At 63.4% G+C, this 15,596-nt stretch carries 12 protein-coding genes; 7 read left to right on the plus strand and 5 right to left on the minus strand.

Translation table 11 applies throughout. The annotated features are described in order from the left end of the window. Positions 1-51: 51 nt before the first annotated feature. The 5 genes from IFT98_RS13995 to IFT98_RS14015 form a co-directional block, all read right to left on the minus strand. The gene (locus IFT98_RS13995; RefSeq protein WP_192049360.1) at positions 52-1,308 is read right to left on the minus strand and encodes a dihydrolipoamide acetyltransferase family protein; all 1,257 of its coding nucleotides are present in this window, start codon (positions 1,306-1,308) and stop codon (positions 52-54) included. Beyond that, positions 1,309-2,358, minus strand: a complete 1,050-nt coding sequence (locus IFT98_RS14000; protein ID WP_192049447.1) for an alpha-ketoacid dehydrogenase subunit beta — start codon at positions 2,356-2,358, stop codon at positions 1,309-1,311. Positions 2,359-2,368: 10 nt separating this feature from the next. Continuing rightward, entirely contained in the window at positions 2,369-3,601 is a 1,233-nt protein-coding gene (locus IFT98_RS14005) for a thiamine pyrophosphate-dependent enzyme (protein ID WP_192049362.1), read from the minus strand. Between the two features lie 268 nt (positions 3,602-3,869). After that, positions 3,870-5,063, minus strand: coding sequence for an NAD(P)-dependent oxidoreductase (locus IFT98_RS14010; RefSeq protein WP_244650957.1), 1,194 nt, complete (start codon positions 5,061-5,063; stop codon positions 3,870-3,872). 176 nt (positions 5,064-5,239) lie between these two features. Continuing rightward, positions 5,240-6,322 (minus strand): glycosyltransferase, encoded by a 1,083-nt coding sequence (locus IFT98_RS14015; RefSeq protein ID WP_192049364.1) that lies wholly within the window; start codon positions 6,320-6,322, stop codon positions 5,240-5,242. Positions 6,323-7,126: 804 nt separating this feature from the next. Between IFT98_RS14015 and IFT98_RS14020 the strand changes: the two genes are divergently transcribed. The 7 genes from IFT98_RS14020 to IFT98_RS14050 all read left to right on the plus strand — a co-directional run bounded on the left by IFT98_RS14020 (position 7,127) and on the right by IFT98_RS14050 (position 15,570). Next, entirely contained in the window at positions 7,127-8,674 is a 1,548-nt protein-coding gene (locus IFT98_RS14020) for an MBOAT family O-acyltransferase (protein WP_192049366.1), read from the plus strand. Between the two features lie 38 nt (positions 8,675-8,712). Further along, positions 8,713-10,635: an HAD-IIIC family phosphatase gene (locus tag IFT98_RS14025; RefSeq protein ID WP_192049368.1), complete on the plus strand. Its 1,923-nt coding sequence runs from the start codon at positions 8,713-8,715 to the stop codon at positions 10,633-10,635. Beyond that, on the plus strand, positions 10,628-10,879 hold the full coding sequence (locus IFT98_RS14030) for an acyl carrier protein (protein ID WP_122797508.1): 252 nt from the start codon (positions 10,628-10,630) through the stop codon (positions 10,877-10,879). Before IFT98_RS14025 ends, IFT98_RS14030 begins: the two co-directional genes overlap by 8 nt. A gap of 3 nt (positions 10,880-10,882) precedes the next feature. Continuing rightward, a complete protein-coding gene (locus IFT98_RS14035) occupies positions 10,883-11,896 on the plus strand; it encodes a hypothetical protein (RefSeq protein ID WP_192049370.1) in 1,014 nt (337 codons plus the stop codon). A gap of 130 nt (positions 11,897-12,026) precedes the next feature. Beyond that, positions 12,027-14,393, plus strand: a complete 2,367-nt coding sequence (locus IFT98_RS14040) for an ATP-binding protein (protein ID WP_192049372.1) — start codon at positions 12,027-12,029, stop codon at positions 14,391-14,393. An 86-nt stretch (positions 14,394-14,479) separates the two neighbouring features. Next, entirely contained in the window at positions 14,480-14,884 is a 405-nt protein-coding gene (locus tag IFT98_RS14045) for an antitoxin Xre-like helix-turn-helix domain-containing protein (RefSeq protein WP_192049374.1), read from the plus strand. After that, positions 14,878-15,570 carry an RES family NAD+ phosphorylase gene (locus IFT98_RS14050; RefSeq protein WP_192049376.1) on the plus strand — a complete coding sequence of 231 codons (693 nt, stop codon included), beginning with the start codon at positions 14,878-14,880 and terminating at the stop codon, positions 15,568-15,570. Before IFT98_RS14045 ends, IFT98_RS14050 begins: the two co-directional genes overlap by 7 nt. The last annotated feature ends 26 nt before the right edge of the window (positions 15,571-15,596 follow it).

Genomic DNA, 15,596 nt, shown 5'->3' on the forward strand with positions numbered 1-15,596 from the left:
TCGATGGGGATGTCGACCCGCCGCTACCCGGCATAGTTCACGACAATGGCGCTAGACGAAAAGCATCGCAGGCTGTTCCAGCAGGCGCTTGACCGCCTGGATGAAGCGCGCCGCGTCCATGCCGTCGACCACGCGGTGATCGAACGAGCTGGAGAGGTTCATCATCTGTCGAATCGCGATCTGGCCATTGATCACCATGGGTCGTTCCACCACGCGGTTGACGCCGACGATGGCCACCTCGGGCCGGTTGATCACCGGTGTCGACGCAATACCGCCCAGGGCACCCAGGCTGGTCAGGGTGATGGTCGAGCCGGACAGCTCGTTGCGCGCGGCCTTGCCACTGCGCGCAGCATGGGCCAGGCGGTTTATTTCCCCCGCCGTGAACCACAGGTCGGCAGCCTCGGCATGGCGCAGCACCGGCACCATCAAGCCATTCTCGCTCTGGGTGGCAATGCCCATGTGCACGGCGCCGTGGCGAGTGATGACCTGCTGTTGGTCGTCATAGTGCGCGTTGATCTGCGGAAACTCGCGCAGCGCCACGACCAGCGCGCGAATCAACAACGGCAGCAGGGTCAGCTTGCCGCGGCTCTCACCGAACTGCGCGTTGAGGTCGGCGCGCAGCGACAGCAGCGCGGTGACGTCGATCTCCTCGACATAGCTGAAATGCGCCACTTGCCGCGTGGCTTCCTGCATGCGCTGAGCGATCTTGCGACGCAGGCCGATGACAGGGATGCGTTCTTCGTCGATTCTCGGCGTGCCGGTTGCGGCCTGTTGCGCGGTGCGGCTGCAGCTCAGGAACGCGTCCAGGTCGGCGTGGCGAATGCGCCCGGCGGGGCCAGTGCCACGCAACCCTGCCAGGTCGATGCCTTCATCGCGCGCACGTTGACGCACGGCTGGCGAAGCCAGAGGGCGCGCGGTCGTTTCGGTGGCGGGTTTGCCCGGCGCGGCCGTGGCCACTGGAGCAGCTGGTGTTGGCGCGCTGGCCGACACCGTCGCCGGGGCCACCACGACGTCGTCGCTTTCGTCCACGGCTACCGGGGTCTGGGCCTCGTGATGATTGCCGGTGCCCTGGACCTCGATGCGGATCAACTCGGCCCCTACCGCCATGACTTCACCCGGCACGCCCCCCAGGGCGACCACGGTGCCGGCCACCGAGCTGGGAATTTCCACGGTCGCCTTGTCGGTCATCACATCGGCCAATACCTGGTCTTCACTGACGGTGTCGCCGACCTTGACGAACCATTCCACCAGCTCGACCTGGGCGATGCCTTCGCCGATGTCCGGCATACGGATTACATGCGTGCCCATTCAGACCTCCATCACACGTTGCAAGGCAGCGCCGACACGCGCAGGGCCTGGGAAATAGGCCCATTCCTGGGCGTGCGGGTACGGCGTGTCCCAGCCGGTGACGCGTTCGATGGGCGCCTCCAGATGGTGGAAGCAATGTTCCTGCACCAGCGCCACCAGCTCGGCGCCGAAGCCGCAGGTGCGCGTGGCTTCGTGGACCACCACGCAGCGTCCGGTTTTCTGCACCGAGGCAACGATGGTGTCCAGGTCCAGCGGCCACAGGCTGCGCAGGTCGATCACCTCGGCGTCGATCCCGGTTTCCTCGGCAGCGGTGACCGCCACGTAGACGGTGGTGCCGTAGGTCAGCACCGTGACCTCGCTGCCTGGTCGGACGATGGCGGCGCTGTCCAGCGGCACGGTGTAATAGCCTTCGGGCACCGCGCTGGCGGCGTGCTTGGACCACGGCGTCACGGGCCGGTCGTGGTGACCGTCGAAGGGGCCGTTGTAGAGTCGCTTGGGCTCCAGGAAAATCACCGGATCATCGTTCTCGATCGCGGCAATCAGCAGTCCCTTGGCGTCGTAGGGGTTGGACGGCATGACCGTGCGCAGGCCGCAGACCTGGGTGAAGATCGCTTCCGGGCTCTGGCTGTGCGTCTGGCCGCCGTAGATACCGCCGCCGCAGGGCATGCGCACGGTCATCGGCGCGCTGAACTGGCCAGCCGAGCGAAAACGCAGGCGCGCAGCCTCCGACGCCAGTTGATCGTAGGCCGGGTAGACGTAGTCGGCGAACTGGATCTCGGCCACCGGCCGCAGGCCATAGGCGCCCATGCCGACCGCGATGCCGACGATGCCGCTCTCGGAAATCGGCGTGTCGAACACCCGCGAGCGCCCGTACTTGGCCTGCAGCCCTTCGGTGCAGCGGAAAACGCCCCCGAAGTAGCCGATGTCCTGGCCGAAGGCGACCACGTTGGGGTCGCGGTCGAGCATGACGTCCATCGCCGAGCGGATGGCCTGGACCATGCTCATGATGGCCGTGCTGTTTGTTTTCTCGACCCGTGTTTCTGTAGGCATGTTCATGATGTCAGGCTCCCATCTGCTGACGTTGCCGGCGCAGATGCTCGGGCATGTCCTTGTACACGTCTTCGAAAATGGTCGCCGCACTGGCGACCCGGCCACTGACCAGCGTGCCGAATTGTTCGGCCGCCTTCAGTGCGGCAATGACCTGCGCCTCGATCTCGCTTTCCAGCGCGGCGTGGCGTTCTTCGCTCCAGACGCCAGTGACGATCAGGTGCTGCTTGAGCCGGGCGATCGGATCGCCCAGCGGAAAGTGCTGCCAATCGTCGGCAGGACGGTATTTGGAGGGGTCGTCGGAGGTCGAGTGGGGACCGGAGCGGTAGGTGACCCATTCGATCATGGTCGGTCCGTGGTTGCGTCGGGCACGCTCTGCGGCCCAACGCGAGGCGGCGAACACCGCGAGGAAATCGTTGCCGTCGACGCGCAGCGAGGCAATCCCGCAGCCCACGCCACGTCCGGCGAAGGTCGTGGCTTCACCACCGGCGATCCCCTGGAACGACGAGATCGCCCACTGGTTGTTGACCACGTTGAGAATGACCGGCGCGCGATAGACGTGGGCGAACGTCAAGGCCGTGTGGAAGTCGGCCTCGGCAGTGGAACCGTCACCGATCCACGCCGATGCGATCCGCGTGTCGCCCTGGATGGCCGAGGCCATGGCCCAACCCACCGCCTGAACGAACTGGGTGGCCAGGTTGCCGGAGATGCTGAAGAAGCCTTCGTCCTTGTACGAGTACATGACCGGCAACTGGCGGCCCTTGAGCGGGTCTTTCTCGTTGGAGAACAGCTGGCAGATCATGTCCACCAGCGGCAGCTTGCGCGCCATCAGGATGCTCTGCTGGCGGTAGGTGGGAAAGCACATGTCATCGGCGCGCAGCGCCAGCGCATGGGCGCTGCCAATCGCTTCTTCGCCCAGGCTCTGTATATAGAAGGACATTTTCTTCTGGCGCTGGGCAATCACCATCCGCGTATCGTAGATGCGGGTGGTCAGCATGGCGCGCAAGCCGTCGTGCAGCACCTGTTCGGGAATGTCCTCGGCCCACGGTCCCTGCGCCTGGCCGTGTTCGTCGAGCACCCGGACCAGGCTTGCGGCCAGGTCGGCGGTTGCCTGCGGGTCGACGTCGACGGCGGGCTTGCGCACGGTGCCTGCGGCGCTCAGCTGCAGATAGGAGAAGTCGGTCTTGCAGCCTGGACGGCCGCTGGGTTCAGGCACATGAAGCCTGAGGGGAAGATAGTCGTTCACGTCGTCACTACCCTTGATCTTGTTGTTGTGGGTGCAGCGTCAGGGTTGAGTCTAGTCGGCCTTCATCGGCGGCTCGGAACTTATGCTACGGCCCGGCGCGGGCGAAATTTTGCCGAAAACCAGGCGTGGCGCTGACTGCGGTGCATGAATCATGCGCCAAGACAGCGAAATCACGGCCGTTCATGCAGCTTCGCAATGGCGGATTTGCACGACCCTGAAACGCAAAAACCCGCCGAGGCGGGTTCTTGTGATTGCAGCGTTGAGCGTGTCAGCCCAGGACGGCTTCGGCGCCCGTGAACAGCGGCTGTGCAGCCGAGCGGCCAGTCACCAGGGACAGGTCCTCAACCAGGATGCGTGTGCCCCGGCGTTGTTGCAGAACGATGTCCAGCGCGCGGCTAGGCTGCAGATCGACGTCGTCGAAGGTGATCATCTGGCCCGGTTCGACGGCGCGCTTCATGACCGCGTGGCTCATCAGGCCGATCGGTACGTGGTCTTCGTGACGGTCGATGATCACGCTCTCGCCGCGCAGCTGGAAACCGCCGATGCCACGGCTGATCAGCTCGCCTGCCGGCATGGCATGCTTGGCGATGGCAGCGACGCCAACGGTGGGGTTGGTCGAGTTGTTCAGCAGAATTCCGCCGCCGTTGAGTACGCGACGCAGCGTCTTGCCGACTTCCAGCGAACACAGGTGGAAAGGACGCAGCAGGGCATAGTAGGGGCCCGCACCCAGTTTCAGGTACTGCAGCGCCTGGCTTTGCACGCGGTCATGCCGACCGACCAGGAACACGCCGCCGGCAGCGTAGCCGCTGGGGATCACGTAGTCGACGATCGACTGGCCCAGGCCGTCGGCGAGAGCGCCCAGTATGGCCGAGCTTTCATCGAGGTTGGTCGAAGGCAGGCCTTCCATGCCCTGACGGGTAATGGTCGCGCCGAAACCGTTGGCCACCAGCGCCTGTTCGATCTGCACCTTGGTGCCATCGGTGAACGAGGTGGTCTGCTCGATGCTGATGCCCTGGCGGGACGACCAGTAGGCCATGTCCTCGTGGCTCGGGTTGTGGTTCAGGTAACCCTTCATGTTGCCGTACACCAGCGGTTCGAAGCCCATCATGATGGCCTCTTCACGCAGTGCCGCCAGCGAGCCAGGCTGATCGCCTTCGGCTTCGGTGATGAAACCCTTGCCTGCCAGGTACGAACCGGTGGTCACCTGCAGCTCGGCGTTGACGGTGATGACCCGCAGACCTGCACTGAAAGCGCGCTCGATCACCACGGTGCCATGGCACACATCGCCGCTGCACTCGATGATCAGATCACTGTGGTCGATCAAGTCATCGAGCGAGTTGGTGAGTACGCCGTCCAACGGAAAATTCGCCAACTCCCGCACCGGGCGACGGGTCAGGACCCGCGTCACCTGTACATCCTTGTAATGTTTGGCCAGAAGCAGAACCAGCGCGCGTGCAATCATGCCGGTACCGCTAACACCAATTCTGGTAACAGTCGTTTTGTCCATGGGGCGCACTCTCGAAAAGTTGAACAGCAGGAAACAGCTAGGCACAGCAGGCCGTCCGCGATCCTTGGTCAGGGACGGCGCCTGGGTTGTGCAGGTCCATCAGGGCAAAGCAAAATCGGGGTGGAACATCATCAGCGCAGCGGGAACGTCGAACTCATGCCCAGCTTCGAGTTCTCGCCGTCGTGAATGGCCCGCTGCAGCAGCGCCAGGCGATCCTGGGCGTTGCGGCGACGAGCGAAGTAAGTCAGCAGCGAATTGAAAATCTTGCGGTTCAGGCGGTACATCAGCGGCGATGCCAGCCACACGTGTTTGTCGAACCAGGCCTGGTTGCGCGCCGAGTAGTAGGCGCGGAAGTCCGAGTTGCCCAGCAGGAACGATTCATAGATGTTGCGAGTGTTGGCCTTGTTGTTCCAGGAGTCCTCGAGCTCGTCGATGACCGCCTCGGTGAGCAGATAGAGGTGCCCGCCGTTGGCCGTGATACGCCGGGTGTATTCGGTATCGTCCACATACAGGACCAATTCGCGGCGCGGCACGCCGATGCTTTCGTACAGGCTGCGATGGCCGAGCATGCCGCCATAGGGTGCGAAGGGCAGGCTGAGCATGGCCGCCGGTTTGCTGCGACGCTTGCCCCAGGGCCGACGGCGCCACAACTTGTAGGGTATCTGCGCAACGTGGAAACCGAAGTAGCTCGAAGGCCTTTGCGTGGCGAAACGCAGGGGCACGCCCTGGGCGATGTCTTCCTGCTGGCCGGGACGGAAGCCCAGCACCGCAACCTGACTGCTGCCGTGCACGCCTTCCAGGCGCTTGAGCTCTGCATGCAGCAACTCCACAGCGGCCGGCGTCGGCGTGTTGTCGTCGTCCATCATCCAGATGTATTCGGCGCCATTGGCCAGCGCGGCTTCTATGCCGACTGCGTAACCGTTGGCCGAGCCGCTGTTTTCCGCCAGCTGTATGACGCGCACGCGTCCGGGCCAGCGTTCGGCGAGCTCATCCACCGGCGCGGTCGCGGCGTTGCTGACGATCAGCACTTCGTCGATTTCGGCAAAGCTCAAGGCATCGCCGACCAATTGTTCGAGGTAACCCAGGCGATCGCCATAGGTGACGGTGACGATGGTCGTCCCCTCTTTGGGGCTCTTTTGCGTACCCGAGAACACTTCGAGGTAGGAGTAGCCGTCGATGAGGATTGTCGAGTGTTGTTGCCGAGTATCGACCATGTGGCTGCCTTCGCTTGAAAAGAGGAGGGGGTTTGCACCGCCTATTGGTTAATGCTGTTTTCCGCATGCTGCAGCGGAGCGCATTGGAACGAATTTCAAACGAGGCGAAAACTCTGCATGTTCTGTACTTGTGCTCGACATTCTTGTGCCCCATTCCATTTCGAGTTCAACTCTGTCAGTCCGGGTCCGTCAATCAGAATCCGTCAATCAGAAGTTAAAGCTACCGCCGGTCCATGCAACGCAGTGGGCGTGGTCTTTCAATTATTTGAATGGCGCTTTCGCCGGAACCGGCTAGACGCGCTTCTTGCCTTCGGAAAGTCTCTGGAACGAGGTTTCATGGGCGTTGAAGCGAATTTAAGGTGGTGCTGGCATGTAAGTCAATGCAGCGAATCATGATTTTTGACAAAAATTTTACATTTGCCCTGTGTTTCGCATAAGTCATTGATTTATATAGCAGTCAATGTTCTGTCGTGGCCATATGTCAAGAATCCGTGCGCCAAATCAGGCGCGTCAAAAAACTAATTGGCTGTATTTCAACGGCTTTAACAGGGCCGCGTGCGATAAGAACTATCTTCGTGGGGTAAGACTTGCGCGGCGCGTAAGTTTGCGACACTCTTCTTTCCGTTCGTCAGGGGCACTGAACTTTCTTCATGCCCTGTTAAAAGTATCGTTTTCCTACCGTCCCTTTTCATGACTCTGCCATTTGCCAGACATGAACGTGGGGCGTCTGGCCGTGTGCGCATCTGGACGACCGCTTGTTTCGAAAAGACTTTTCAATGTCGCGCCACGCGTGGGGTATTACCGATGTTGTTCAACTCGATGGTATTTATCGCTGGATTTCTGCCGGTGGTCTTGCTGGGTTTCTTTCTGCTTGCCGGAACGGGGCGCAAGCGCCTGGCAGCCATATGGCTGACCCTGGCGTCGCTGGTGTTCTACGGCTGGTGGAACCCGGCCAACGTGCCTTTGCTGTTGGGCAGCATCGCCTTCAACTATGTGCTGGCCGGGCAACTGCTGCGTACGCGGTCCAAGGCACTGTTGATCATCGGTGTCGCCGCCAACCTGGGGTTGCTGCTGTATTTCAAATACACCGGTTTTCTGTTTGGCAACATCAACGAAGCGTTCGGTCTGGGCTGGACACTGCAGAACATCACCCTGCCGCTGGCCATCTCGTTCTTTACCTTCCAGCAGATTGCCTATCTGGTCGATACCCATGACGGCGAAGTGGTTGAACATGACTTCGTCAATTACTGCCTGTTCATCACTTTTTTCCCGCATCTGATTGCGGGCCCCATCACGCATCATCGGGAAATGCTCGAGCAGTTTCGTCATGGCGACAACTTCCGCCCGCAGTTGGTCAACCTGTCCATTGGCGCCAGTATCTTTCTGATGGGTCTGTTCAAGAAAGTCATCATGGCCGACCCCATGGGTGAAAAGGCCGCTCCGGTATTCGCCCTGGCCGCAGACGGAACCGTCCCGGCCCTGCACGAGGCCTGGATCGGCGCACTGAGTTACACCCTGCAGATCTACTTCGACTTTTCCGGCTACACCGACATGGCCATCGGCCTGGGCCTGCTGTTCGGCATCAGTCTGCCAGCCAACTTCAACAGCCCGTTCAAGGCACGCAACGTCATCGACTACTGGTCGCGCTGGCACATGACCCTGACCCGTTTTCTCACCAGCTACATCTACAACCCGATCGTGCTGCGTATGGCCCGTCGGCGCATGGCGGCAGGATTGCCGATGCCCAAGCGCGGCAAGATGAGCCTGGGTACGTTCTGCATGGTGGTGGCCTATCCGACCGTGCTGACCATGTTTATTTCCGGCGTGTGGCACGGCGCAGGCTGGCAGTTCGTAGCCTTTGGCCTGGTGCACGGCTTCTACCTGGTGGTGGCGCACGGCTGGCGCGCCTGGAAGGCTCGCCGGGGCTGGGCGGTGGAAAGTGACCGCTGGCTGCACCGGATACCGGCGGTGCTGCTGACCTTCACCTGCGTCGTGGTGGCCATGGTGTTCTTCCGCGCGCCGACCCTGGCCAGTGCCCTGGCCATACTCGGCGGCATGCTGGGCTTGAGCGAGCTGCCGACGCAGTTGGCGGCCAACCATCTGCGCAGCTTGATCATGATCGCGGCGCTGCTGGCGTTCGTCTGGACGCTACCGAACATCCAGCAGTGGATGGGCCATTTCCGCACCGCCCTCAACGCCCGGCCCGAGCTTCACTGGCTGCAGCGTCGGGTGCCGGCCAGTGCCTGGCAACCCAGCGCCGCCGTAGGCATGGGCATCGGCGTGCTGGGCTTCTTCGCGCTGGCCACGGCGTTCTCGGTTGCCCCCAGTGAATTCCTCTATTTCCAGTTCTGATCAATCACCCCGTTCTGATCAATCAAAAGGTGCCGACCATGGAACAGCTAGCCTGGCTTGCCCAACACCCCGACCTGGGTGCGGCGATCTCTCACGCCAAGTCGCTGAGCGATCCTCTGGAGCGTTTGCGCGAAACGGCGAGGCTGGCCGCCTACCGCCGCGATTTCACCCAGACGCTGCGTCTGGATCGCCTGGCGCAGCGGGGTATCGAGCTGCTTGCCGGCGAAGGTGAACAAGCGGTACCGGGCTTCACTGCGTTGCGCATGGCCGTGCTGGCGTCGCATACCGTCGACCATCTGCTCCCGGCTATCCGCGTCGCCGCGCTGCAGCGTGAGGTGGGCGTGTCGGTGTACCTGGCCCCCTACGGCCAGTATCGCCAGGCCCTGCTCGCGGATGACCCCGCCTTGAAGGCATTTGCCCCGCAGGTCATTGTGCTCGCCCTGGACGCCATGGATTCGCCACCCAGCTGCGCCCTGCATGCCAGTGCCGAAGAGGCCGAAAACGCGGTGCAGGCGCGGGTGGAAGAACTGCGCCTGCTGTGGCGCCAGGCCCGTGCGCGCTACGCTGCGCAGGTCATCCAGCAAACCCTGGTGCCCGCCGCCCCGGCGTTGTTCGGTCACTTCGACGCGCTGGTGCCCGGTTCGCCGCGCGCCTTGCTCGAACGGCTCAACAACGAGATCCGTCGTGCCGCCCGTGAAGACGGCGTGTTGCTCATGGACCTGGCCTGGAGTGCGGCCGGCGGCCAGTACGGTGACGGTCTGGCCAACCCGGTTCGCTGGCATCAGGCCAAGCAACTGGTGAGCCCGATCTGGGCTCCGCTGTACGGCGACCAATTGGCGCGCATCGCTGCGGCGGTGGTCGGTCGCTCGCGCAAGTGCCTGGTCCTGGACCTGGACAACACCTTGTGGGGTGGCGTGGTGGGTGACGACGGCGTCGACGGCCTGTACCTGGGGCAGGGCAGTGCCACCGGTGAAGCCTTCCTTGCCTTTCAGCACTACGCAGTACAGCTGGCGCGCCGCGGTGTGATCCTGGCGGTGTGCAGCAAAAACGACATGCGCGTGGCCGAAGCGGCGTTCGATCATCCGGAAATGGCTCTGAAGCGCAGCGACATCGCCGCCTTCGTGGCCAACTGGGAAGACAAGGCGAGCAATCTGCGGCGCATCGCCGAGCAGTTGAACATTGGCCTGGACAGCCTGGTGTTCGTCGACGACAACCCTGCCGAACGCGACATCGTGCGCCGCGAATTGCCCCAGGTGGCAGTGCCGGAGCTGCCCGATGATGTCGCCGACTACCCGGCGCGAGTGGCCGCAGCGGGTTACTTCGAGGCCATCGCCTTCACCGCCGATGACGGCGCCCGTGTCCAGACGTACCGGGCCAACGGCGAGCGGCAGGCGGCGATGGGCCAGGCCACCGACATGGACGGTTACCTCAAGGGCCTGGAAATGGTCATGCAGGCGCGGCCCATAGGCGCGGCGGAGCTGGCGCGAGCGACGCAACTGATCAACAAGACTAACCAATTCAACCTCAGCACGCGGCGCTATAGCGAGGTGCAGGTGCAGCAGATGGCCGACACCCCGGGCGCAGTCGCCTTGAGCCTGCGCCTGACCGACAAATTCGGCGACAACGGTCTGATCAGCGTGGTGCTGGCGCGCCCCGACACGAGCTGCGCCGACGACGAGCTGTTCATCGACACCTGGCTGATGAGCTGCCGCGTGCTGGGGCGTCAGGCCGAACAGGCGGCCCTGCAGGTACTTGCCCAACACGCCGCTACCGCCGGCTACAGCGCATTGATCGGCGAATACCGCCCCAGCGAGCGCAACGCAATGGTCGCCGACCATTATCCGCAACTGGGCTTCGTCCACGCACCGAATCCCGAGGTCGGTTCGCCTGCCACGCTGTGGCGTTACCCACTGACCGCGTCTTCCACCTTCAACCACCATATCGAGATCCGCCATGACTGAAACCACCACCGTGTTGCACGAACTGACCGACCTGTTCCGTGACCTGTTCGATGACGAAAGTCTGCTGCTGAGCAACGACACCACGGCCGATCAGGTCGAGGGTTGGGACAGCCAGATGCACGTGACGCTGATCGTTGCCGCCGAGCAGCGCTTCGGCATCAAGTTCCGCACGGCGGAGCTGGAGTCGTTGCGCAACGTCGGCCAATTCACCCAATTGATCGAAAGCAAACTTTCCGGGAGTTGACCGATGCAACCGACCGCACAGCCACACGCATCGCCGCCTGCGGGCGCCGCGATGGGCCCTGCCTACCTGATCTGGATGGGTGTCGGGCTGTTCGGCAGTCTGGCGCTGTTTGCCGGCTTGATTCTAGGGCTGCGCGCCACGGGCAACCTGCCGCCACCGGCGTTTTCCAACAGCCTGTGTGCGGACGAAAAGCTTTCGTTCATGCGTGAGCATCCCGCGCAGACGCCGAACCTGCTGGTGGTAGGCTCGTCGGTCGCATGGCGGCATTTCGACGGCCAGACCGTTGCCAACAAGGCACCTGGGATACGGCCGCTCAATGGTGCGTTCTGCGGACTGCGCGCCAATCAGGCGGTGTACGTCGCCAACTGGCTGCTGGACCGTGAAACCACCGTCGAGCAAGTGCTGATGATCGTCGACCCACTGGACTTTGCGGGTTGCAGCACGGCTGCCGCGGCCGTGTTCGACCGCCGCGATGCCGATGCCTACGTGTATGGACAGGGTTCGGCCTGGCTTCCCTACATGCGCTATTTCACCCCCGGCTCGCTGCTGCGCAACGCGCGTACGGTCAAGGCGCAGCGGGCCGGGCAGGTCGAGTTCGATCCGCTGGTCTTCAACCGCTACGGGGACGGGCCGCTGGATACCCGCAACTCGCGCGCGCTGCTGTACGGAAAGCCCGACGCGCTCGACCCGACCTGCTTCGCAGCGCTCGACAGCCTGGCGCAGCGCCTCCAGCGCGAAGGGCGCCCGCTGACCGTGGTCGCAACACCACTGCATCCGCAGTGGAAGGCCGAACACGATGGCGACGGTCGCCTGCTGGCCGCGTTCGACAGCGCGCTGCGCCGGACCCTGGAGCGCAGTGGCGCGCGGTTGTGGAACGCCGACACCGAATACCGGGTCGGCGAAGCGGCCTTCGTCGATGCCATCCACCTGCGCTGGAGCGCGGCGCAGACGCTGTCCATCGACCTTGCGGCGCACCTGGCACCGGTCGCGGAGGTGGCGGTGGTGCAACGCCAGTAGCAGTCGCCGCCGGCCGCTGGAAGGGTCTCGAACGCTGAAAATAATCGTTCGAATACCTCGTAAACGTTAAAAACCTGTCAGCTCCAAGCCCTGTTAGTCTGCCCGTAAGCACCTCACGGACAGCCGCACCATGAAGGCTTGGGTCGTTCCCCTGATCGCGCTGTGCTGCAGCGCTTCGCTCGACGCTGCGACGCTGGCGTTGACCGAGGGCGAGCGCGCCTGGATTCGTGACCACCCGGTGGTGGAGTATGCGGTGGATCCCTACTGGCCCATCGAGTACGTGGAAAATGGCCAGCACCAGGGGCTGACCCGTGACTACATCGATCATATCCAGCGCACCACCGGCCTGCGTCTGGTCCGCGTGCCCAGCCCCGACTGGCAGACGACGCAGCAGGCCCTGGCCAGCGGCCGACTGATGCTGGCCTCGGCAGTGTCCGAGCGCTTGCTCGACGCACAGCCTCGCAGCCAGTTGCTGTTGAGCCAGCCGTATTTCTTTGGCGCGACGGTGGCGATCACCCGCGCCGGCAAGCCGATGCTGTTCACTGCCAGCCGGCTGACGGGACAGACCGTGGCGGTGAAAGGCGGTGGCGGCTATGAACACTACCTTCGCCAGCACCATCCCGGCGTTCGCCTGCTGTTGCTCGGTGATGCTGAACAGGCCCTGGCCGCAGTGGCCGAACAACGCGCCGACGTGGCAATCGGTCTGGACGTCGTGCTGCAACCGGTGCTGCGCCGCAAGTACGCCGGTCGCCTGCACCTGGCCGGCGTGGTGGCCGACATGCCAGTGGTGCTGGCCATGGGCGTGACACCCAGCGAGCCGCTGTTGCGCGCCATCGTCGACAAGGCGCTGGGCAGCCTCACCTCCAAGGCCACCGATGACATCTATGACCGTTGGCTGGCGCAGACCGATTTCGGCGCACCCACCTGGCAGACCCTGGCGCAGTATTACTGGCTGGAAATCGTCGCCGGACTCGGGCTGTTGCTGCTGCTCGCCACCCTGGTCCGCCTCGCCCGCGTGGCGCAGCGCCGCGCGCAACGCAGCGAACGGCGCATGGCGCGTTTCCTGGCCATGCTCGGCCACGAGATTCGCACGCCGATGAATGCAGTGCTGTCGGCCATCGAGCTGCTTTCCCGCAGCCAGCTGGGTGTCCGTGAACAGCAGTGGGTCAGCCTGGCCAACGATTCGGCGGTGAATCTGTTGGAGCTGCTCGACGACATTCTGGAGATCACCCGCCTGGATGCCGGCGCGGTGCAGCTGCACCTGCAGCCCACCGACGTGGCCGCGTTGGGCCGCAGTGTCGCCGAGCTGTACCGCCTGGAAGCCGAGCGTAAGGGATTGACCCTGGATTACCGCGCGCTGGGGTTCGATCACAGGCTGCTCAGGATCGATCGCCTGCGGGTGCGGCAGATTCTCACCAATCTGCTCTCCAATGCGGTCAAGTTCACCCACCATGGCCAGGTCAGCCTGGCCCTCGAATGCCGCCCCACGGCCAGTGGCGCAGGCGGGTGGCTGGAGATCCGCGTTAGCGACAGTGGTGTCGGCATCGCGCCGGATCGCCACAACGCTGTGTTCGAAGCATTCACCCAGGCCAATGGCAGCACGACCGAGCGCTACGGGGGCAGCGGCTTGGGTCTGGCCATCTGCCGCGAGCTGATCCAGCTCATGGGTGGCAGCATCGCCCTGCGCAGCGAAGTGGGCAACGGCACCGAAATCAGCTGCCGGTTGCCGGTGGCGCTGCAAGCGTCGCCGCCGACACTGGCTGCCGCATCGCCTCCCGCTTCGGCGGAAACATCGGTGGCGCTGCGCAAGACGGTGCTGGTGGTCGAAGACCATGTGCTCAACCAGCGCGTCATCGTCCAGCAACTGGATATGCTGGGCTACCGCTGCGAGGTGGTCGGGAGCGCGACCCAGGCCTTGCGCGCAATCAGTGTGCATCACGGTCTGGGGCTGGTACTGCTGGATTGCCAGTTGCCGGACCTCGATGGCTACGCATTGGCCCGAAAGATCCGGCAAATGCCGGGCAGCCATGGGCACGTTCCCATCGTTGCCATTTCCGCCGCCAGTGATCCCGAGCACGTACAGCGCTGCTATGCCAGCGGCATGAACGATGTGCTGCTCAAGCCCTTGCAGCTGTCGGCACTGACACGGGTCTGCGGCCAATTCCTGAGGGTTGCCGAGCGATCGGTGGGGTCGCTTGCGCCGGCACTCGATGCGGCGACCCGGCGAACGCTCGAGCAGCTTCTGGTAACGACCTGCCGAGACGATTTGCGCGAGCTGACCCAGGCGTTGCACGAGCAGCGCTTGCAGGCGGCCGTGGGCCTGGCCCATCGCATGGAAGGGGCTGCGCGCATGGCCGGCGCACTGCCGCTGGCCGAAGCCGCAGAGCGCCTGCAGCAGCGCCTGGAGGCAGGGCCGCTGCCGCGCGACGACTGGCAGCCTTGGGTGGATGAGGTGTACCGGGCACTGGAGGACGTCGAGAAGCTGCCATCGCCCTGAGCGTGTCCGAACCTGATGCTCGCGAATTGATTCTACAGACCTATAAGTGTTAACATTGGCTCTGTAGATCAAAAAAGGGCCTGACCATGACTGCCTCGCTGCAAACCGCCGAGTTCACCCGCGACCAATGCGTGACCGGTCTGCGCACCGCCTTGCGCATTCTGGACAAATGGAACGCGTCGGGCGAGCAGGCCTGCAAGATCCTGCGTATCTCGCGCAGCACCTACAGCCGTGGCCGGCAGGGCGATGCCCACTGGTCCGTGAGCCTGGACATGGACCAGATGCATCGCATCAGCTTCGTGCTCAACATTCATGCCGCCTTGCGCACGATTTTCGACAACCCGGAAAACGTCTATGGCTTTGCCAACATGGAGAACGCCAATGCCTTCTTCAACGGCCGTAAACCGCTCGAGGTGATGGCCCAGGGCGATTTCATCTCGCTCTACGAAACCTTTCGCCGCGTGGATGCGTTGCGTGGCGCGCAATGGTGACGGCGGCTCGATTGCCTACCGTAGCCGGCGCCGCCGTGCAGGCCTATCGCCTGGTGAACTCGCGGTTTCCGCCCATCGCGCTGTTCGACGATGTCGCCGATGCCGACGAGTTCGACATGCTCTATCGGCTTCAGGCACTGACCAACCCCAGGCTGCAGAACGAGGTCGGCGCGCTGCAGTTGATTGCCCTGGACCAGATTCCGTTCGGTATCGTGGGTTGTTCCTACGCCACGGCGCCGTTCACCCATGTGAATGCCGATGGCTCGCGCTTCAGTGATGGCAGCTATGGGGTGCTGTACCTGGCCGATACGGTGGAGACGGCGATTGCCGAGGTGCACCACCATCAAAACCGCTACTGGGCAAAGGTAGCCGGCTTGAACTACGAGCGTTTCGTCTTCCGCAGCCTGGTCTGCGCTTTCAATGATGCCGCCTGCCGCGATGCCACCGGGCTGTCGTTGCAAGATCCGGTTTACGCCCCGGACGACTACAGCGCCGCCAATGTGCTGGGTGCGCAAGTTCGGCAACTGGGCGCCACGGGCCTGCTCTACCATTCGGTACGCTCGCTGGGCAACCATTGCTGGGCGTTGATGACGCCCAGGCCTGTTGCCTCGATCATTCAGGCGGGGCACTACGAAATGATCTGGAACGGCGGGATTACCAGCGTCAACCGGATCTCCAATCCCTAGCGGTCTACCGCTCGCCCGTCATTGCG

The sequence above is a fragment of the Pseudomonas sp. CFBP 8770 genome (assembly GCF_014841705.1).
Lineage (GTDB): Bacteria > Pseudomonadota > Gammaproteobacteria > Pseudomonadales > Pseudomonadaceae > Aquipseudomonas.